This is a genomic window from Salegentibacter sp. BDJ18 (assembly GCF_017579965.1).
Lineage (GTDB): Bacteria > Bacteroidota > Bacteroidia > Flavobacteriales > Flavobacteriaceae > Salegentibacter.
The window spans coordinates 94,787-115,271 of record NZ_JAFLQX010000013.1; the positions used below are offsets into that span (position 1 = coordinate 94,787).

19 protein-coding genes are annotated in these 20,485 nt (G+C 32.9%); 10 read left to right on the forward strand and 9 right to left on the reverse strand.

The genetic code is table 11. The features are described from left to right. Window positions 1-13: 13 nt before the first annotated feature. The 9 genes from J0871_RS07600 to J0871_RS07640 form a co-directional block, all read right to left on the reverse strand. Window positions 14-907, reverse strand: coding sequence for a glycosyltransferase (locus J0871_RS07600; RefSeq protein WP_208224628.1), 894 nt, complete (start codon window positions 905-907; stop codon window positions 14-16). Between the two features lie 259 nt (window positions 908-1,166). After that, window positions 1,167-2,162: a glycosyltransferase family 2 protein gene (locus tag J0871_RS07605; protein ID WP_346014336.1), complete on the reverse strand. Its 996-nt coding sequence runs from the start codon at window positions 2,160-2,162 to the stop codon at window positions 1,167-1,169. 106 nt (window positions 2,163-2,268) lie between these two features. Next, on the reverse strand, window positions 2,269-3,498 hold the full coding sequence (locus J0871_RS07610; protein ID WP_208224633.1) for a glycosyltransferase: 1,230 nt from the start codon (window positions 3,496-3,498) through the stop codon (window positions 2,269-2,271). Between the two features lie 2 nt (window positions 3,499-3,500). Next, window positions 3,501-4,292, reverse strand: coding sequence for an FkbM family methyltransferase (locus J0871_RS07615; RefSeq protein WP_208224634.1), 792 nt, complete (start codon window positions 4,290-4,292; stop codon window positions 3,501-3,503). 109 nt (window positions 4,293-4,401) lie between these two features. Then, on the reverse strand, window positions 4,402-5,679 hold the full coding sequence (locus tag J0871_RS07620) for an ABC transporter ATP-binding protein (protein WP_208224636.1): 1,278 nt from the start codon (window positions 5,677-5,679) through the stop codon (window positions 4,402-4,404). A gap of 129 nt (window positions 5,680-5,808) precedes the next feature. Further along, window positions 5,809-6,693, reverse strand: a complete 885-nt coding sequence (locus J0871_RS07625; protein WP_208224638.1) for a glycosyltransferase family 2 protein — start codon at window positions 6,691-6,693, stop codon at window positions 5,809-5,811. A gap of 10 nt (window positions 6,694-6,703) precedes the next feature. Beyond that, window positions 6,704-7,390 (reverse strand): class I SAM-dependent methyltransferase, encoded by a 687-nt coding sequence (locus J0871_RS07630; protein ID WP_208224640.1) that lies wholly within the window; start codon window positions 7,388-7,390, stop codon window positions 6,704-6,706. A gap of 64 nt (window positions 7,391-7,454) precedes the next feature. Further along, window positions 7,455-8,312 carry a class I SAM-dependent methyltransferase gene (locus J0871_RS07635; protein WP_208224642.1) on the reverse strand — a complete coding sequence of 286 codons (858 nt, stop codon included), beginning with the start codon at window positions 8,310-8,312 and terminating at the stop codon, window positions 7,455-7,457. 35 nt (window positions 8,313-8,347) lie between these two features. Then, window positions 8,348-9,040, reverse strand: a complete 693-nt coding sequence (locus J0871_RS07640; protein WP_208224644.1) for a class I SAM-dependent methyltransferase — start codon at window positions 9,038-9,040, stop codon at window positions 8,348-8,350. 155 nt (window positions 9,041-9,195) lie between these two features. On the opposite strand from J0871_RS07640, the gene J0871_RS07645 reads away from it, so the two are divergent. The 10 genes from J0871_RS07645 to J0871_RS07690 all read left to right on the forward strand — a co-directional run bounded on the left by J0871_RS07645 (window position 9,196) and on the right by J0871_RS07690 (window position 20,453). Beyond that, window positions 9,196-10,617 (forward strand): hypothetical protein, encoded by a 1,422-nt coding sequence (locus J0871_RS07645; protein ID WP_208224646.1) that lies wholly within the window; start codon window positions 9,196-9,198, stop codon window positions 10,615-10,617. Then, the gene (locus J0871_RS07650) at window positions 10,614-11,702 is read left to right on the forward strand and encodes a glycosyltransferase family 4 protein (RefSeq protein WP_243870429.1); all 1,089 of its coding nucleotides are present in this window, start codon (window positions 10,614-10,616) and stop codon (window positions 11,700-11,702) included. The genes J0871_RS07645 and J0871_RS07650 overlap by 4 nt, the downstream gene beginning before the upstream one ends. Continuing rightward, window positions 11,699-12,682: a class I SAM-dependent methyltransferase gene (locus tag J0871_RS07655; protein WP_208224648.1), complete on the forward strand. Its 984-nt coding sequence runs from the start codon at window positions 11,699-11,701 to the stop codon at window positions 12,680-12,682. The genes J0871_RS07650 and J0871_RS07655 overlap by 4 nt, the downstream gene beginning before the upstream one ends. Window positions 12,683-12,685: 3 nt before the next feature. Beyond that, the gene (locus J0871_RS07660; protein ID WP_208224650.1) at window positions 12,686-13,834 is read left to right on the forward strand and encodes a glycosyltransferase family 4 protein; all 1,149 of its coding nucleotides are present in this window, start codon (window positions 12,686-12,688) and stop codon (window positions 13,832-13,834) included. A gap of 12 nt (window positions 13,835-13,846) precedes the next feature. Beyond that, window positions 13,847-15,379 carry a glycosyltransferase gene (locus tag J0871_RS07665; protein ID WP_208224652.1) on the forward strand — a complete coding sequence of 511 codons (1,533 nt, stop codon included), beginning with the start codon at window positions 13,847-13,849 and terminating at the stop codon, window positions 15,377-15,379. A 9-nt stretch (window positions 15,380-15,388) separates the two neighbouring features. Then, window positions 15,389-16,375: a glycosyltransferase gene (locus tag J0871_RS07670; protein ID WP_208224654.1), complete on the forward strand. Its 987-nt coding sequence runs from the start codon at window positions 15,389-15,391 to the stop codon at window positions 16,373-16,375. Then, window positions 16,375-17,142, forward strand: coding sequence for an FkbM family methyltransferase (locus J0871_RS07675; protein WP_208224656.1), 768 nt, complete (start codon window positions 16,375-16,377; stop codon window positions 17,140-17,142). The genes J0871_RS07670 and J0871_RS07675 overlap by 1 nt, the downstream gene beginning before the upstream one ends. Window positions 17,143-17,264: 122 nt before the next feature. Beyond that, complete coding sequence (locus J0871_RS07680; RefSeq protein WP_208224658.1) at window positions 17,265-18,143, forward strand: hypothetical protein; 879 nt, start codon at window positions 17,265-17,267, stop codon at window positions 18,141-18,143. Between the two features lie 27 nt (window positions 18,144-18,170). Beyond that, a complete protein-coding gene (locus J0871_RS07685; RefSeq protein WP_208224660.1) occupies window positions 18,171-19,166 on the forward strand; it encodes a glycosyltransferase in 996 nt (331 codons plus the stop codon). 12 nt (window positions 19,167-19,178) lie between these two features. Continuing rightward, window positions 19,179-20,453: a glycosyltransferase gene (locus J0871_RS07690; RefSeq protein WP_243870431.1), complete on the forward strand. Its 1,275-nt coding sequence runs from the start codon at window positions 19,179-19,181 to the stop codon at window positions 20,451-20,453. The last annotated feature ends 32 nt before the right edge of the window (window positions 20,454-20,485 follow it).

The following is a 20,485-nucleotide window of genomic DNA, read 5'->3' on the forward strand; positions in this document are numbered from 1 at the left end:
TGTAAATCATTATTTAATTTAAATCCTCTAATCCTAAATTTTTGATAATATTTTTTTCTTTGTAGATATTCCTGTAATTATTACTATACTCTTCTTGGAGGGATTTGCAAATCGTGATATACTCCTTATGTGGGGCATTTAAAACTTTTAAAGATTTCTCGACCATTTCCTCCAGGTTAGAAGCTAATAATTGCGGAAAATTTTTTAATCTGTCTTCCATGGCTCCTACCTTATAAGAAATCATTGGCTTACCAGCCGCCATTAATTCCAGGCCGATGTTTGGCCCTCCTTCAAATTTTGAAGTAATTAGAAAGCAACGGAACCTCGGAAACTCTTGAATTACCTTGTCGGGGTGTACAGGAATATGCTCTATTACTACCTGCTCAGTCAGGTTATTGGTTAGGATTTTAGAATTTAACTCATTAATATACTCCAGGTCCCCTTCTCCCTTAATAAATAAATTTTTTCTAAATCCTTTTCTGTTTAATAGAATAATAAGATCAAGTGCATGTTCTATCTGCTTCTCCCTCGACAACCGGGAGATGATGCCAAAATCAAAATCAAAGTTTTCCGAAACTAGAACGTTTTCTAATGCATAATTCTCTTTACGAATAATTATTTCCTGGGTTTCCACATTTTCAATATCTAGAATATCTTTAAAATGTTTTGCCTGCTTTGGTGAAGTTACAACATTGACCTTTACGCTTTTTAGAAGATTCCTCCTATACTCAGAAATGGGTCCATAGAGAATTGTTGTATATTTTATTATTATCCTATTCTTTTTTTTATATGTTTCAATAATAGGATGAAAATAATCTGAAGAACTTTTTGATAGGATATAAATTCCTTGGATGGTCTTGCAAAAAAAACATTTCCAAAAAAGAATTGCTAAGATATCCGTTTTCAAACCAAAATCGCGTAACACTTTTTTATAAGCTTTATGGTATCTTATTTTCTGAAGCCAATTAGGATAAGACTTAAAAATAATTTTTTTATTTAAATGAATATCTTGAGTAAAACTAAGATTAACAGACGTAGGAGAAAAAATAATTACTTTTTTTACTCTTCTTTGTTTAGAAACCAGGTTTGCCGTGTTAATAATTTCCAGTTCACTTCCTCCAAGGTTATTAAAAAAAGGCGTTGTTATAAGTATTACCATTGTTTAATTATTTCTTGGCAAGCATTTGAGAAAGCCGATAAAGGCCAACTCCTTTTATTATATACTGCTCTTTCAGAAAAATAAAATTAACTACAAAAAGCTTTAATCTTTCGGAATTAGTTAAATAGTTATTCTTATTCAGAAATTTAAATATTTCATTTATTAAATTTTTGTGTTCTCTTTTATGAAGAAAAGCATAACTAACTAAATATTCTTTAAAAGCTTTTACTAAACAACTTTTGTATTTCTTTATAATTACAGGATCTTTTAAATCATTAAAAATATCCCTTTCACATATTTTTAAAAATTTTAAAAACGATTCAAAAATGATTTTTTGAAATTGAGGATTTTTATATTTTAATTTATTATTTGCATCGTTTCTATAAAAACAATCAGGAGGGATATCGAGTATTTTAAACTGATCATTAAAAATTGTTAATTTTAATGAAAATAATACATCCTGAAATCTTTTTAAATCCTCATCGAAAGAAATAAATGATGGTCTTTTTATAAATAGGGCAGTTAACGGCCAGGGGATTTTATGTTTAAGAAGCATTTCTATATAGGATTCATCATTTTCTCGATTTATATTAATTATTCTATCCAAATCACCAATATGGTACAGGAAAGATTGCATTTTAAAAACATAAAAGGAATATTGGGGGATTTTTTCTGCCACCTTCACCCTCTCTGCCAGACAATTTTTAGCAAGAACATCATCAGAATCAAGAAAAATTAAAAACTTACCGAGACTGTTTTCAAAGCCAATATTGCGGCAGGCATTCGCTCCTTTTAAGCGATCATCTTCGCGTTTTAGAACTCTTATTCTGGAGTCATTTCTTAAGTAAAATTTTAATAATTCTGCGGTATAGTCTGTAGAACCATCATCCACTATTATACATTCCCAATAGGTATAAGTCTGAGCTAATACTGAATCTAAAGTTTCACCCAAAAGAGAAGAACGGTTATAAGTAGGAATTATAATGGATACGAGTGGTTGCACGTAGTCGGTTGCATTAGGATTGCAAGATAAGAAACATAGTACAAACAAGTGGCGAAATAATTAGCTTCTATTCCGGTGATTTTCATTAAAAAATCACACTTTAAAGCTACAAATGTTTTTGATAATAAAGTTTTTCAAGTCTTTCACCAAGCATTTTTGAATCATAATTTGCAACTACAAATTTTCTGGCTTTCCGACCCATTTCAGTTCTTAAGGATTCATTTTCAATCAAGAGCTCAATTTTATTGGAAAAATCTTCAATATCCTTTTCCTTAACCACAAACCCAGTTTTTCGATCTATAAGTCCAAATTTCATTCCACCTACATCTGAAATAATTACAGGTAATTCCATAGATTGTGCTTCCTGAATTACCAGACCCTGAGTTTCTGCACGTCCATTTTTATCGTAAATACCGGGCAAAAGAAATACATCTGCGGTTTCCATCAGCTCAATAATGCTCTCTTGTGATAAAGCTCCGGTTAATTTAACTTTCTCCTGAAGATTATAATTTCCAATAAGTTCTACGAGTAGATCTTTCAATTCTCCTTCGCCAACTATTATAAGTTTTATATTTTTATGTCCTCTTTTTACAAGTGAATTTAAAATTTCGACAGTTAAATGAGGTCCTTTTAACTCAATTAACCTTCCAATAAATAACATTGTGAAATCTTGATTTTTGTTGAACCTATTTTTTTTGAATTTGCCTGTGTCGAGGCCAACCGGTAAAATTTCTATTTTATGAGAATTGGTTAAATTCTGAATTAAGGATTTTGTGTACTTTGTATTTGCCGTAATTAGATCAACTTCCTGAAGCAGGAGCTCATATTTTTTTGGGTAAGTATTCATTAAATGTGGACTAATATCATATCCATGAAATGATGTTATAAATCGGGTATTTGCAAAATAGCCTAGAGCTTTCATTTGAGCAATGTAAGTGGCATTTGTCCCAAAATGAACATGAATTATATCAAAGGACGCATGATTTAAAATCCATTTAAATTTTGTATAATTTCTTAGGTTAATGGCTTTTTTTCCATGCCTTTGGAAGTTGAAGATTTGGATGATTTTAAAGAAATTTATGTGTTTACGGTTTAAAACTATAAATTTTAAAAAATCAAAATATCTGCCAAATTTTGAAATTTGAATTTCTTGAAAATAGACTGTTTTCTCCAACAAGTTATATTCCAGAACTCCCTGATGAATCACTTCACAATTATTTTTTTGAAATGCAAAAATGGAAACTTCGTGACCTTTGTCAATTAAATCAGTAATTTGATTGACAATAAAAGTTTCTGAAATGGTAGGAAAAGCACCTAAAACTAGGGCGATTTTCATGATTATTTAGTTGATTCAAATAAAATGTTAGATAAGCTTTTTAGTTTTTTAGGATCAATACAATAAATGTTATCGTGTTTAGGTAAATGCTCTTTAGTCTTTATTTCAATTAGTTTAGAAATTTCCTCTTTTCCCAATTTACTCTTAAACAACTTATATCCTAATTCATTTCTTAAAAAATAAAACAAATCAATAATATTATTATCTCTTGAGACTTCTTCACTGAATTCCAAACAAATAGTTGGTTTTAAACTATGTTGGAATAATTCGCTCGCTCCCTTTAATAAATTAAATTCTGAACCTTCAACATCAATTTTTATAAAATCTATTTTAAAAATATTCTTTTCTTTTATCCACGAATTAACAGTTTTTACTTCAATTTCAATTGGCCTTTGTTTTACTTTATTTGAATTTAGGGAAGCTGCACCTCTATTAATATGGATATTAGGATATATATATCCTTTTCCGTTATAGTCACTTAAAGCGTTCTGCAATGGCACTATATTTCTTATTCGATTAATACGAATGTTTTTACATAATATTTCAAAAGTTGAATTTAATGGTTCAAAAGCGTATACAGTACCTTTTGAGCCAGTGAGCTTACTAACATAAATTGAGGTTAAACCAATATTAGCTCCCGCATCAATTATTATATCCCCTGGCTGAATAAAAAAATCAAAACACCATAATGTCCCTGTTTCATAAGTGCCAAAATTATAAATCCTTCGTTCTATACCTCTATCAAAAATGGGATTAATAAATAGGTTAAAACCATGTAGGGTTTTAACTATCATACCATTTTTAGGTGGGGGTTTCAAATATTTTAAAGTTTTTAAAATAATCCTATTTCCGGAGAAATGTTTTTTTAAAAAAAAATTCTCGAGCTTTCTTATATAATATAATCTATTCAAATTCACCATCCATTAAAACTATTGCATTCGAGCGATTCTGTTTTCCAGAACCAAAATAATCTGAAGGTGTTACGTTTATAGATTTAACATAATCTATCACATCACAAAAGTTTTCGGGAGCAGTGTTACTGTAAGAAGAAAATAGCCAAATTCTATAATTGCCTCCACGTAGCATAAATTTAGTTATATTTAAAATGATTGAGCAACTATTTTCATTAAAGGTGAAACCCATTTCATCAAAGGACCAAAAACAGATGAGATTATCCTGATTATCCTTTATTCCGATTGTAACCATAACTTTTCTTAGATCAATAGTTTCTGCTCTGGAGAATTTTATTCTAAATTTATATGATTGCCCGGAAATTAAAGATGATACATTATTTCCTAGGCTATCTTCTATGGTAATTTCTTCAAATTTAAAAATGGAGGTATTTCCTATCCTATCTGTTCTGAGTCTTAATTCTTGGTTTGATTCATTTTTACCTTCTTTAAGGTAATAAGAAACTGCCTTATCTGCAGTGTCTTCATAAACATTAAAACCATTTTCCAGAACAATTCCTCTAGTGCAAAGCCCTTTCACACTCGCCATATTATGACTTACAAATAATACTGTTCTTCCTTCACCAGTGGATAAATCTTGCATTTTTCCTATAGCTTTTTTTTGAAACTCTGCATCGCCTACCGCTAATACTTCATCTACAACTAAAATTTCTGGTTCAAGATGTGCAGCCACGGCAAAACCCAGTCTTACGGTCATCCCACTGCTATAACGTTTAACCGGGGTGTCGATGTACATTTCACAGCCTGAGAAATCTATAATTTCTTCCAGCTTTGAATTTATCTCGGGTTTAGTCATTCCCAGAATTGCGCCGTTTAGATAAATATTTTCCCGCCCCGTTAATTCCCCGTGAAATCCTGTTCCTACTTCTAGCAGAGAGGCTATTCTCCCTTTGGTTTTAATACTGCCGGTAGTAGGGCCAGTAACTCTGGAAAGAATTTTTAATAATGTAGATTTTCCTGCTCCGTTTTTGCCAATAATACCTAATACCTCACCTTGTTTAACTTCGAAATTTATATCCTGTAAAGCCCAAACATAATCCTCAGTTGCTTTTGCCCTTCGGTCATTTATTCCCCCTATTTTTAAATAAGGATCTTCTTTTCCCCGTACCAAATGCCACCAACGATTAAGATCGTGGCTGATAGTTCCGGTTCCAACAGTACCTAAACGGTATTGTTTTGAAATATTTTCTGCTTTTAATATTATACTCATTTATTTAGTATTATAATAAGCTTTCTGAAACTTATATTACAGTGAATATAAGCATGAAAGATAGAGTCTAAAAATTTCAACTAATAGGCTAGTTATACAATTTAGAAACAGTAGTTCTCATTAATCTTATTAACTTGTTTTAATATTTATAACAAAACTGAACAAAATTCCTTTTGCTTTGGCTATTGTAGGTGAAGAGGGCCTTTTACCCTTTACTAATTTTCTTAAAATTTCTTGCAACACGGTATTTAATAATATTTTGTGTGTAGAAAAAATATTTTTTCTTTCAATTCTTGAGAGTAGGAGCCTGTTTCGAGTCATGTAAAAATGATAGTTATTATTTTTTATACTCGGTGATAGAAAAGCAACAACATTTGAATCTACAACACATTTTTTATTATACTTCCGAATTCTGAGACACCATTCTGTTTCTTCATAATATAAGAAAAAATCTTCCCTAAGTTTCCCCACCGCTTCAACAACTTTAGTGCTTAACATGAAACAACTACCACTAACATAATCAACTTCATGAACTCCAGGGTTAGTAGTTTCGTTTATCCTTTTATTATAATTTATATGTGGCGCAGCATACCCTTTTTTCTCCAGTACAAATCCTCCATCTGAAAAAATTAAATCAGGGTCTTTTCTATAACAAATTCTTGGCCCAATAACCCCAACTTTCTCGTCTTTTTCGATAGTCTTTAATAAACTGCTAATACATTCTTTATCTAAGCGGATATCTGGATTAATTAGTAAGACAAATTCAAAATTTCTTTCTATAGCTAATTGGATGCCTATATTATTTCCCCCTGCATAACCTATATTGACTTCGTTCAAAATTAAATTTTCTTGTGGTATTTGACCTTTTAAATAAGCTCTGTCCTTTGGTATAGAAGCGTTGTCGATAACAGTTATTTCGGTATCTCTTAAATTAAACGCTTCTAAAGTTTTGAAAAGCTCAACCGTTTCCCAACTGGAATTATAATTCAAAATTAAAATGTTGAGACAGTTCATTTTTTAAACTTTAATTATCTACTAAAGAAATAAGTTTTTCGGGGTTATTAGTCAAATCCTCATAATTAAGAGAATTAATAGCCTTAAAGTTATCCGGATCGATGCTATGGGGAACAAAAATTTGATTTTTAATCTCTATTATGCCCAACCCATAATCGTCATTTAAAACTTTTATACTGAGAGCATTTGAATGATAAGATTTTAAATATACTATGGTTTTCCAAACATCTCCGCACCATTCATTCGTCCATCCATTTAATTTCATTTTTTTTGCCTCTTCATAGGAATTAGCCGGCACGGAAGCAGCTTTATGAGGTGGAAAACAATCGTGAAGCACAATAGTTCCTTGCTTGTTTAATAGTTTAAGAGAATTTAGAGTGTCTGTCAAACTAGCTTCGAAAGTGTGTAACCCATCAATAAAAATCAAATCGAACTGATAACTCTTTTTTTTCTTTAATATTTCAATCTCAAAAAAATCATTGCTTGTCATTTCATAATAACGGTTCTGTAAATTAAATGGATATTTCAGTAGCCATTTAATCTTTTCTTTTTTTTTGATCTTAAAGGATGGATCGATTGCCACTTTTTTATTGATTTTCAATGGCAGAAAAGACTTACCTTGAAAAGTTCCTATTTCCAAATAACTTTTATATCGATTTTTATCGATAAGTTGTTGAAGCAATTCCGTTCTGGTCATTTTGAAAATTTTGTTGATTATAGTTTTTGAGAGATATTTAAGACCTAAAAAATGAATATCAAATTTATCCCATTGCCGTAGAATGAGCCTTAGGCTTTTTATATATAATTACCTGACTCCTCGCAAATAGACTATTTATTTTCTTCGGTAACATATCCTCGTAAACAAAAGCCTCTCTCCTAAACTTCCGGTGATTTGCTGTTTTAGGTAAGATCCTATGAAATCTTTCCAGGCTTCCTAAAGGAATTATCTCCGCCTCTTCAAAATACTTTAAACCTATGTTTTTAAAATGTTTTGAACTATTATCCCTTTCAGGATGAGGGTCATTTTCTTTCCATTTAGTGAAAGCTTTTCTATTAAATTTTGAAGGCCTTCCAGGTACGGGTAAGTGCCAGCGTATTTCATCAAGAAACTTATTATTTACTGCAGGTTCAAAAAAACGAGCTTCTCCCTCCCTTTTAAGAAGTCGAACTATTTTTTTAATAAATTCTTGTTCAATGGCTAAGCTTAAATGATGGATAAAGGCTTTTCCAACTACAAAATCGAAATTTTTCTCTTCAAAGGGTACTTTTAAAAAATCTCCTTCAATAAATACAATAGGATTTTTAAAATTGCACGATTGATTCAGTTTTTTAACTATTTCTCCACTGGCGCTGGCAATATCATTAGCATACACTTTTGCTCCAAGACCAGCCATTATAGCCGCGTTCACACAATCTCCACATCCCAATTCCAGTACTTTTTTGCCTTTAATTGCATCCTTAAAACCTTGTTTATATAGGCCGACCCAACTTGTATCCGTTTGGGTAGCATCGCTTAAAAATTTATCAAGGTTCTTAAGCTTTTCCAAAGTCTCTTCAATAGCAATGTCTTTATACTTCTTGTTATAATGAACGATATTTTTTGCCTGGTTTTTATCCATTTCTATATATGAGGTGCGGTGATAGATGATATAATTTAGGAAACTTCTTTGAGTCCTATAGCTTTTCCATTATTTGAAATAAGATACTCGTATTCCAATGCATTTACCTCTTGGAATAGATCCTGGTTAATGTCAAGCTTAAGGTCTTTGCATTTTCTTAAAGGATTAATTACTCCTAATCCAAAGTCGGTATTCAAAACCTGGGCTTCAAGGGAATCAGGATATTTTTTTCGTAGATAGACAATTGTTTTCCATACGTCTCCACACCAGGTTCCGGTCCATCCTTCTACTCCCATTTTTTTTGCTTCAGCCCCGGATGATGCTGGAGTAGCAGCAGCCTGGTGAGGGGGGAAACAATCGTGCATGATTATCACACCATTGTCGTCAAGATGCTTTAATGAATTTAGAACATCTTTTAAACTTGCCTCAAAAGTGTGCAGACCATCCACCAGAACGATATCCAGCTTCCCAATTTTCTCCAGGAACTTTTTTCTCTTCTGGAAAAAACTATCACTAGTCATTTCAAAATAGAAATTTTTTGTATTCTTTTCTTTACTGAAATGCAGCTTTAATTTTTTAAGCAAGGAGATTTTTATTTTGGGATCCACAGCTATTTTAGTTGCACATTTTATAGGCAGGAAGGAAACGCCTTTATACGTTCCAATTTCCAGATAAACTGAATATTCTCTCTCGTTGATAAGGTTTTGGATCAAAGAAATTCTATTCATCACTGCAATTTTGAGAGAAAATTTGTAAAACCGAAAATATGAATTATTAGATTAAGACGAGAGATTATTTCAATATTTCTTATGTTCTAGAAATAAGAATTTTTATGGATATAAGCTTGTTTATTCTGCTATTTTTGTTGTCAAACCTAAACAGAATGCAAAATTGCCATAAACATGAAAAAACCCTGGGCCTTGTAATTACAGATGGAGTTGGCTATCGGAATTTTGTTTTAAGTGATTTTCTTCCTCAGGCAAAACAACAATTTGATAGAATTGTTATCTTTTCTGGTTTGCCCCGAAATGTTTATCAACAGGAGAGGGACTCCAGAATAGAGGTGGTAGAACTTCCTATCTTCATTGAACCTTTTAAATCCTGGTTCTGGCGAAAAGCCAAAGAGGTAGCTCATTTACAGGCGCATAAAGAAAATTTTGGAATTAATGATAATTTAAAGGCTAATAAAATAAAAAGCAATTCTTCCCATGGAATAGCCACACGATTTATATACGGTATTACGAATAAATTTCACAAAGAAGATTTTATCCTATTCCTGGAAGCTATGCAGCATAGAAGTATTGAGAGCAACCGGGTCACCAAGTGGTGTTTTGATTCCCTAGATAAATTTTCACCAGATTTGCTGCTTTTTACTCATCAGCGTCCACCAAACCTTCTTCCAATTTTTTTAGCTGCGAAAAGTAAAGGAATTAAAACAGGAGCTTTTATTTTTAGTTGGGACAATCTGGCTTCTAAGGGGAGAATGGCGGCAACTTTTGATTTTTACCTGGTATGGAGTGGCTTAATGAAAAAAGATCTACTTTATTTTTATCCAAAGGTAAATAAAAATAAAGTTGAAGTAGTGGGCACCCCTCAATTTGAACCGTATGTCATGGAAGAGTATACAATGAACAGAACGGAATTTTACTCAAAGTTCGAATTGGAGAATGGAAGAAAAACTATCTACTATAGCTGTGGAGATATTTCAACCAGTAGAAATGATGAGTTATACATTGAATCAATAGCTACAGCCATAGAGCAGAAAGAAATTTTTTACCCTGTCAATTTATTGGTTCGGACATCGCCAGCCGAAGACCCGGATAGGTTCAGGTTTTTGAAAGATAAATTTCCATTTATTAAATGGAATTATCCTGAATGGAAAGTCTCAAGAAAAAATCATCCCGAGGCCTGGAGCCAAAGAGTGCCGTCCAGGCAAGATCTTACAGATCTGAGAGCTATTTTGGAATACACTGATTTAAACATTAATATGTGCTCAACAATGAGCCTGGATTTTATGCTTTTTGAAAAACCTGTAATCAATCCTGTTTTTGGCAATGAGCATAATGGCCTTTACAATGATCAAAGATTTTTAAATTATGCTCACTATAAAGAAGTAGTGGAAAGTGGAGCTGTGAGAATAGCCAAAAATAAAAAAGAGTTGGTTAAGGCAATTAATTTTTATCTTGATAATCCAAAGGCAGACTCTCAAGAAAGAGAGAAGTTACTTGAACTTCAAATAGGAAAACCACTAAAGAGAACCAGTGAGCGAATTGCAAAGACTTTGAAAAAATTAGTTAATAGTTGATCAAAAATCAAAACATAGCTGTTATATGTAATTATGAACTTAATCCCAATAGAGTTGGGGGAATGGATCGTTTTTTTAAAGCTTATAACGAAGCTCTACTCAAGAAAGGAGAAGATGTTAACTGGTTTTTTTCAGGAGGTATTGCTTTTGATTTTTATGAAGATTTTAATTTGTTTCTGGCAAAGGAAGAGACAGTGGAAGCGCTCTTTCTGGAGGTAATTGATAAAGAACAATTCGATGTTGCAATTACTCATTTTGTATCCTTATGTACTCCTTTCTATAAAAAAATAAAGAAAAAAGGCGTTGGACATGTAATAGCAGTCGACCATAATCCTCGTCCATTAAATGGCTTTTCTTTTGAAAAGAGGATCAGAAAAAAAATTGAAGGAAAATTATATTCAAAGTATATTAACTGTTTTGTAGGAGTGTCAAAATACACTGTAGACGCTATTCTAAATGATTATGGGAGGCATTTAAAAAATAAGACAAAACTTGTTTATAACGGAATAGATACATCAAGTTATAAGCAAAGAAAAGAGGAGAATTTCGGCAAGATGGTCGTGGCGTCTCATTTACGGGAATCCAAAGGATTACAGGATCTCATAGAAGCAGTCTATCTTTTGAGTAAGCATCATAAAGAATTGATAGAAATAGATGTTTTTGGAGAAGGACCTTATGAAAATATCTTGAAAAAACAGGTTGAAAAATATAAATTACAGCAGCAAATAAGGTTTAAAGGTAGTACACCACATCTTTCAAACTTGTTCCAGAATTATTCTTATATGCTACAGCCAACCTATATGGAATGTTTTAGTCTTTCCATACTGGAAAGTTTGGCAGCCAATGTACCGGTTGTTACAACAACTGTTGGAGGGAATACAGAAATTATACAGGATAAAATAAACGGATTTCTATTTTATCCTAAACACATTAATTCCTTAGCAGCTATTTTACAGAATATTTTATGTGGTTCTATTGCAATAGATGTAAATGTGAGTCGATTGGTTAGAGAGAATTATAATCTCGATGAAATGGTGAAAAATCATATAAATTTATTGCCGAAATATAACGATCAAAAGACATGAGCTATAATTCATTAATACCTTTGATGAAAAAAAAAGGTTGCACGCTATCCGCCGAAAAATTTCAGGAGAGAGTAAACGTTATTTTTCATGATCATGAGGCAGCGCAGTATGACCAGATGCACGCTGATATGAAGAATAGTCTTCAGGAGCAAATTAATTTACTGATATCTGATCTGTTTGATCACTGTTCCTTTTCAGAAAAAAAGTTAAAAGTAATAGATGTTGGATGTGGGACCGGGATGAGTACAGAATTTCTTCTGAATTCTCGGATTGAGCCTTATATTGAAAATGTAACATTACTGGATACATCTAAAAAGATGTTGGAGTTGGCAGGAAAAAAGGCTAAGAATTGGGATGTGAAATATTCAGTTATTAATGCCGAGTTACATCAAATTTCAAGTAAGTTTGATTTAGTCTTGATTTGTTCAGTTCTGCATCATATTCCCGAGCTTAAAAAATTTTTAAAAATGATTTCCGAGAAATTAAGAACAGGAGGAATTTTTATCCATTTGCAGGATCCTAACGGAGATTATCTTAATGACAGGTTATATAAGGAAAGAGTCAAAGAATTGCAGGAGCAACAGAAATTAAAATCATTAGATAAGGATTTTACCGCTTATATACCCAAATCAATTAAATCAAGAATAAATCGTCTCCTTGGAAGAAAAAATTATATTGATCTAATTAACGATCAACTACTAGAGGAAAAAGTGATTAAGAAAAGAATGTCTGCAGACGAAATTTGGAGTGTAACAGATATTCATGTGGAAACAAAGAATAACACTGTGGATAAAGGAATTTCTCTCCGGTTTTTACAGGAGAACCTGGATGATTTTTCCCTGATTAGTCATAGATCATATGGGTTTTATGGAAAATTGAAGTATGATCTGGATGATGAGCTGAGAAAAATGGAAGAAATGTATATCACTGAAAGGCAGCTCAACGGAAGGAATATTTCAGGGATTTGGATTAAAAATTGAACAATGACAATAGCTTTTCTTACTCCAGAATACCCACACGAAAACACTGGGACGTCGGGAGGTTTGGGTACCAGTATTAAGAATCTCAGTTATGAACTGATAGCTAAGGGTGTTCATGTAATTGTAGTTGTAGTTGGTCAGAAAAAGTCTCAGGTCTTTTCTGATAATGGCATTTCTATACACTCGCTCAAGCAAAAAAAATATCCTGCTCTTGGCTTCTTCCTATATCGTAAATCAATCGAAAAATATCTGAATAATCTCATCAGTTTATTCAATATTGATTTGGTTGAAGCACCAGATTGGACTGGATTGACAGCTTTTATGAATTTAAAAGCACCAATTGTACTGAGGTTTCATGGCAGCGACGCCTATTTTTGTAAACTAGAGGGGCGCAAGCAAAAAAGAAAGAACTACTTGTATGAAAAATTGGCCTTGAAAGGAGCAAATGCTTTTGTTTCTGTTAGTAAATTTAACGCGGAACAAACCTCTAAAATCTTCAATTTAAAGACTAGTATTGCAGTAATTCCGAATGGTATTGATACTGATATATTTAAACCAACAGGAAAAAAGCCGGATCGCAATGTTATTTTGTATTTCGGATCAATTATCAGGAAGAAAGGAGTACTTGAATTAGCAGAAATCTTCAATCTTGTTGTGGAGCATCATCCAGATGCGAAGTTAATTTTTGTAGGCCCTGATGTAATAGATATTTTTACAGGAACATCCACTAAGACGTTATTAGAATCAACTTTTACTAAGAAAGCTAACGCACAGGTGATATGGATATCTAAATTACGCTATGAACAAGTGCAGCAAAAACTAGCCCTTGCTGAGGTGGTGGTGTTACCAAGTCTTGCTGAAGCACTGCCAATGACCTGGCTGGAAGCCATGGCAATGGAAAAGCCACTGGTTACCTCAAACATTGGTTGGGCAAAAGAAGTAATGCTTAACGGGGTAACTGGATTTACTGAAGATCCTAAAGATCATAAAGCTTACGCCGAAAAAATCCTTTACTTGTTAGATAATCCTTGTGAGGCGGCTGAAATGGGTAAGGCAGCTAGAGATAGAGTGAAAAAGAAATTTTCAACTCAAGTAGTGGTTAAAAGAAATTTAGCATTTTACAAGAAGGTCGTTGAAAATGAAAAAATATAAATGTTTGATAAAATGGAACTAAAACAATATCAAACGAAAGATGGAGAGTATTTACTCTATACTGGAGAACCTGATTTTAATCTTCTGGAAGAGCTGGTTTCCGGGCCTGGTGATCTATGGCACAGTTCGCTGACACAAGGTTATCACGATATTTTTCCTGAACTGGTTTATCAAACAGCTGTATTTTGGTTTTATTTAAACGATTTGCCTAACCTGAATCGTTCTGTGAATTGGAGGATTAATCCCAATAGTTTTGTAATTAGAAAAAAATGCTGGGAATTTTTTAATGGTTTTAGCAAGGATTATTTTTCAACGTCTACTGCTGCCCTTGATCTTGGTTATAGGATGTTAAGATTTGGCGGTGCCGTTCCGCTCTTTGTTGATGGACTTTTTTCAAGCGAAAAAAATAACCCTATTATTTCTGCAGAAGATCGTTATTTATTTTTTCTAAAAAATTTTAAAAAGAGGCATAGTTGGTATATGTATCTGAGAGAATCTCTAATTGCTCCAATAGGAGAATTTAGATCTTTTAATAAATCAAGAAGAAAAGAATTTAAAAAGCATAATCTTGTTAGTTTTCCTTCAAGGCCGCTCACTAAATTGATTGGGAAGCCAACTGTAGATGTAATTATTCCCACTATGTTTCGCCAGGATTATACGTTGCAATTGCTGGAGGATTATAAAAATCAAACTTATTTACCCCAACGAGTTATTGTTGTTGATGCTACACCAAAAGAAGAAAGGGATGTAAATCTGTATAAAAAATCAGATTATCCTTTTGAATTGATAATCAAGTGGCAAAAATCTAAAGGAAGTTGTAAAGCCAGGAATGAGGCGATTGAACTGTGTAGATCAGATTATATAATTTTTGCAGATGATGATACACGAATTCTCCCGGATTTTGCTGAAAATCATCTTAGGTTTCTCCAAACTTATAAGGTTGATGGCTGTACCGGATTGGATATTCAAGCCTCAGATTATCGTCAGGATTTAGATGATTTGCGTAGAATTTTGAAAGGAAAAGGGAGAGAACGCTTTAAGGCAGGGGCTGCTCAAACCTTTAATAATGCGAATTCTTGCGTGAAGAGGGAGTGGGTAGAAGAAATTAAAGGAAATGATATTAATTTTGATGGCGGTTACGGAGAAGATGCTGACTTTGGTTTCAGGCTTATAAAAAATGGTATGCTATTAATGTTTAACCCTTATTCGGTTAACTTACATCTTAAACCACCCTCAGGAGGATATAGATTTTGGGGAATTCAATCTTCAGTTTTAGGGAAAAAACGAAAAAGACAGCCATGGGAGTTAGATAAACCAGTAGGTAAAATTAGACCGGTACCAAGCCCTACCATTCTTTATGGAATTTTAAAGCATTTTAAGCCTGAGCAAGTGAAGGAATATAAAAAACGTTATCTCTTTTTGTACCTTTCGAAGGATTTTAAAAAAACACCGTTGCGTTTTCTTAATCTACCTTTTAAAATCCTACAGTTCAATAAAGCGATGTTTTATGCTCAAAACCTTCTGAAAAGAGGGGAGCGCTTTTAAAAGAATTTAATGAAATTTACCTTAATTGTTTGTACCTACCAGCGGCCCGGACCTTTGTTAACATTACTTAAATCAGTAGTAAAACAATCACTTTTTCCTAATCAAATTCTTATCATAGATGGTTCTAAGAATGATGAAACCCGAAAGGAACTAGAAGTGAATTCTTTTAAAAACCTGGAATACTTCAAGGTGAGGGAAAATAATAGGGGACTCACAAAGCAGCGGAATTTTGGTATAGAAAGAGTAGCCACTTCTTCTGAAATTGTTTGTTTTCTTGACGATGATATTGTGCTTACTTCAACATATTTCCAAAACCTTTTAGATACTTATCACAAATTTCCGGATGCCGTGGGAGTTGGGGGATATATTAAAGATGAAGTAGAATGGAAAAAGGATAAAGAGGTTATAAAATTTGATGATTTTGAATATGATGGATTCTCAAGAAAGTTGGGAAGCAGGCATCTTCTTAGACAGAAACTGGGCTTACAGCCAGATGTTCCACCGGGTTACATGCCCGATTTTTCTAATGGTTATGCCATCGGATTTTTACCGCCTACCGGAAAAAGCTATAAAGTAGAAAGTTTTATGGGAGGTGTGGCTTCCTATCGAAAAGATCTTTTTAATAAAATTAAGTTTTCATCTTACTTTGAAGGCTATGGCCTTTATGAAGATATGGATTTTTGCTTGAGAGCCTCACAATTAGGTCAGCTATATGTTAATACTGCAGCACTACTTTATCATCATCACAATGAATCTGGTCGTCCCAATCAGTTTAAATATGGTAAAATGGTGATTAGAAATGGTTGGTATGTTTGGCGGGTAAAATATACTTCACCAGGTTTAAATTCGAGGATAAAATGGCACGCTACAGCTTTTTTATTAACTTTAGTTAGATTCAGTAATGTACTTACAACTTCCGAAAGAAAAAAGGCTTTTACTGAGAGTCTGGGGCGAATAGTAGGATGGTGGAGTTTGCTAATAAATAAACCAGTTTAATGAGAGAAGTTATAAAATTTTTGCCCAAATTTATTACGGAACAAATTAAAGTTCTTTACTATAATACAAAACAACCCGGATATAAGTTTAGCCTTAAAAACAATTCTTATAAGACAGAAACAGCTTCTTGGTCTATTTTTTCTTCCACTCCCTTATATTTTATTACAAAGGAAATTGAGCGTTATGAAAAATATTATAAGATTGGTAGAGATGACACTGTAATTGATGCTGGAGCTTTTAATGGAATCCTCAGTTTGGTATATGCTGAAAAAGCGAAATCTGGTAAAGTATTTTCATTTGAGCCCGATAAAAAGAATTTACAAGGATTGGAAGAAAACTTAAATTTAAATGGAAACCCAAAAAATATTCACCTTATTAAAGAAGGGCTTTGGTCTTATAGGGGAGAAGTTAAATTTTATGAAGCGGGCAGTGTCGCCTCGTCATCATTTTATAAGGCTGAAGATTCTCAGGAGAATATAATTAAAGTTACAAGTCTTGATGATTTTGTTGCGGAAAATAAAATTAAAAAAATAGATTTTATTAAAATGGATGTTGAAGGCGCAGAGCTAAATATCCTAAAGGGAGCAAAAAAAATGCTTTCGAATTTCAAACCCAATTTAAGTATTGCAACCTATCATCTAGTTGAGGGGGAATTAACTTATAAATCAGTTGAAGAGTTTTTTAAGGAGATAAATTATCCGTATAAAACTGTATTTTTTGACGATGGGGAAATCATAACCTATGCAGGTCCTCGAATAGAAAATTGAAAATGAGAAAAATTTTAATATGGTTTATTAGTTTTTTTTTGTTCACTCTGATAATCCTTTTAATCTTTAATTATAGATATCCTTTTATAACTCCGGCCGTAGGAAATTGGTCAGTTGGTTATATGCAATCCCAAAACCTGTTTCCCGCACCAAAATTGGACGAAAATAACATTTTTAGTTACAAAGAAATCGATGCTTTAATTCCTGAAGGTATTGATTATATAGCAGATCCTTTTTTTATTATTGATAGTTCTGGTTATTATTTGTTTACCGAATTGAAAAGTAAAGGTAATGCGGATATCAGCTTATTTACTTCTGAAGATGGATTGGATTACAAATATCAGGGAATAGTTTTAGATGAAGATTTTCATCTTTCTTATCCGCAAGTCTTTAAATATAAGCATGAATATTATATGCTTCCGGAAACAAAGGGAAGTGGGAGTGTTTTATTATATAAAGCAAGAAAGTTTCCATTGGAATGGGAGGTAGAAGATACTTTACTGCATAATACTGGAATTAAAGATCCTTCTATTTTATTAAGTGAAGAATTGAACCTTATTGTGGGGGTAAATGATAATCTTGAACAATTTTTCTTCACCGCAGATTCTTTAAATGGAAAATGGGAAGAATATCCAAATTATAAATCGAGATGGGGGAATGAGAGTAGACCTGGAGGACGCTTTTTTAAGGTAGATGAAGAATGGTATTTGCCTGTTCAAAACAGAACACTGGGATATGGGACCGGTATTTCAATACATAAACTGGGGAACAATTCTGGACAATTAGAGTTAACTTTAGCTCACAAAATGTATTTCGGTCCTCAATCAGAAATTCCCTGGTTTAATCGGGGGATGCACCACCTGGATGTACAGTCAAATGAAAAAGGGTATTATATGGTATATGATGGCGATAGGAATACAGATGGAGAAAAGGCTTTTCAATATAAACGGACTTTAAAATTTAATTTGTTAGATATTTATAATTTCTTTCGTGATGACTGATCAGAATGCAAATCGATATATCTTTTTATGGCTCAGGTAGTTATTTATTCCTTTTTAGATGTTTTCTACTACTCTTTTTATATAGAGGGTTTTTATACACTTTACGGTAAGAAAAATGTAAGATTTTCATACGGTGAATTTCCCCAATTTGCAGATAGATCATTGGTGGCTATCATTGAATCTGGAGGGAATAAAATAAATTTAATTATTGATGCGAATGATACTCCTAAGATAACTCCTGAACTTCTAAAATGGTGTGATATTTATGGCAAGGTTAACTTTCATAAAGAATATATATTGGCACAAGGCCAACACAAAATAATTCCTATAAGTCCTAATTTCGGAGTTAGGACCTGGGATTTATTAGGGACTATAAATTTATCCATCCTAAATTACTGGAAATCAAAGGAAAGGATAATTTCTAAAAAAAAATTCTTTGCAAATTATTGGAGGCAGTACAAAAGATTACCTCTTTCAGCTTTCAAACAAAGCACGCATTCAAACAGGAACTTTGTTTATTTTATTAGTTCCTTATGGGAAAAGGAAAGAGCAACAAACCAAAGTAGATCAAATTTTATCGTAGCTTGTAAAGAATTGAATGGGTTAGAATTTGAGGGCGGTTTTGCTCCTCGTTCCGATAGAAAGAAAACAGGCTTTGAAGAGCTTATAGATAAAAGAATAGGTTTTGAAAACTACGTTGAGAAAATAGAATATTCAATTGTTGTTTTTAATACTCCAGCTGTTGAACATTGCCATGGCTGGAAACTGGCGGAATTTTTGGCATTGGGAAAAGCTATAATTTCTACAAAACATATAAATGAGTTGCAGGCACCTTTAATTCATGGAGAGCATATTCATTATACATCTGGGGAAAAAGATGATGTAAAAAAAGCAATACAAATTCTTATAGAAGATGAAGAATACCGACTTTTGTTAGAAAGAAATGCCCGAAAATATTTTGAAGATCACATTCATCCTGAAGCTGTTTTACGTTATCTTTTAAAATTTGATGAAGGGTGTTAATAGAATCAAATTATGCGACGTTTTTCAATATATACATATGTCGATCACAGAGTTATAAAAGATAGGTATTTTTCCTATGCCCCTTATATAAGGGAAATGAATCTTTGGCTGCAACATGTGGATGAGGTAGAGGTTGTGGCTCCATTAAATAAAAAAAAAAATCGTTTCGCTGAAATTCCATATGAACACGAAAAATTAAAATTCATTTCAATTCCGTCAGTAAAATTTTTATCTCCAAAAAATATTATTTCTTCTTTTTCAAAGTTACCGCTAATAACTTATATGATCTATAATTCTATGGCTAAAACTGGCCATATCCATCTACGTTGTCCGGGTAATATTGGATTAATAGCCTCGGTAATTCAAATTTTTTTTCCAGATAAGCCGAAAACAGTAAAATATGCCGGGAATTGGGATCCTAAAGCTAAGCAGCCCTGGACATATAAACTCCAGCAGAAAATACTAAGCAATACTTTTTTAAGTAAGAATATTCAGGTGCTGGTTTATGGTGACTGGCAAGGAAATGGTAAGAATATAGTTCCTTTCTTTACCGCAAGTTTTTCAAAAAAAGATAAAGAAGTGATTGAAAAAGATTTTACTCCACGCTATAAGTTTATCTATACCGGAAACCTGGTGGAGGGAAAAGGAGTTTTTGAGGCTATTAAACTCATCGAAACTCTTAATGATCACGGAGTGTTTTCAGAAATTGAAATATTTGGAGATGGAATTTTAAAAAATTCGCTCAGTGATTATATACAAAGGAATGAGTTGCAGGAGTTCGTTAAACTAAAAGGTCGAAAAAGTCTGGAAGAATTAAAAGAAGCATATAAAGACGCCCATTTTGTTATTCTGCTCTCAAAAAGCGAGGGCTGGCCCAAGGCAATAGCAGAGGGAATGTGGTATGGTTGTGTTCCCATCGCTACTCCTGTAAGCTGTGTGCCGTGGATGTTAGGGAATGGAAGCCGTGGGATATTAATCTGTGATGTAGAAAAAAGAGAAGAGAAAAAAGAGAAGAGAGGAGAGAGTTTAGATAAAAGAAAAGAGAAGAGAAGTGTTTTGTTGAATGATGAATCTGAGAAAAATCGTCAATTCGAGTGTTCCGACGGGAGTCGGGATGTATCGAGAACTGAGTTTTTTAAAGACGACTTAGCAAGTTTAACTAAGCTTTTAAAACATCCTGAAAAACTGAAGCAAATGTCCATTGCCGCCCAGGAATGGAGTCAGCAATATACTTTGGAGAGGTTTGAAACAGAAATTAAGAAACTGTTGGTTCCGAAAAAAGCTTAGACCTTCGAATAAATTACGGAGCAGTCTCTGAA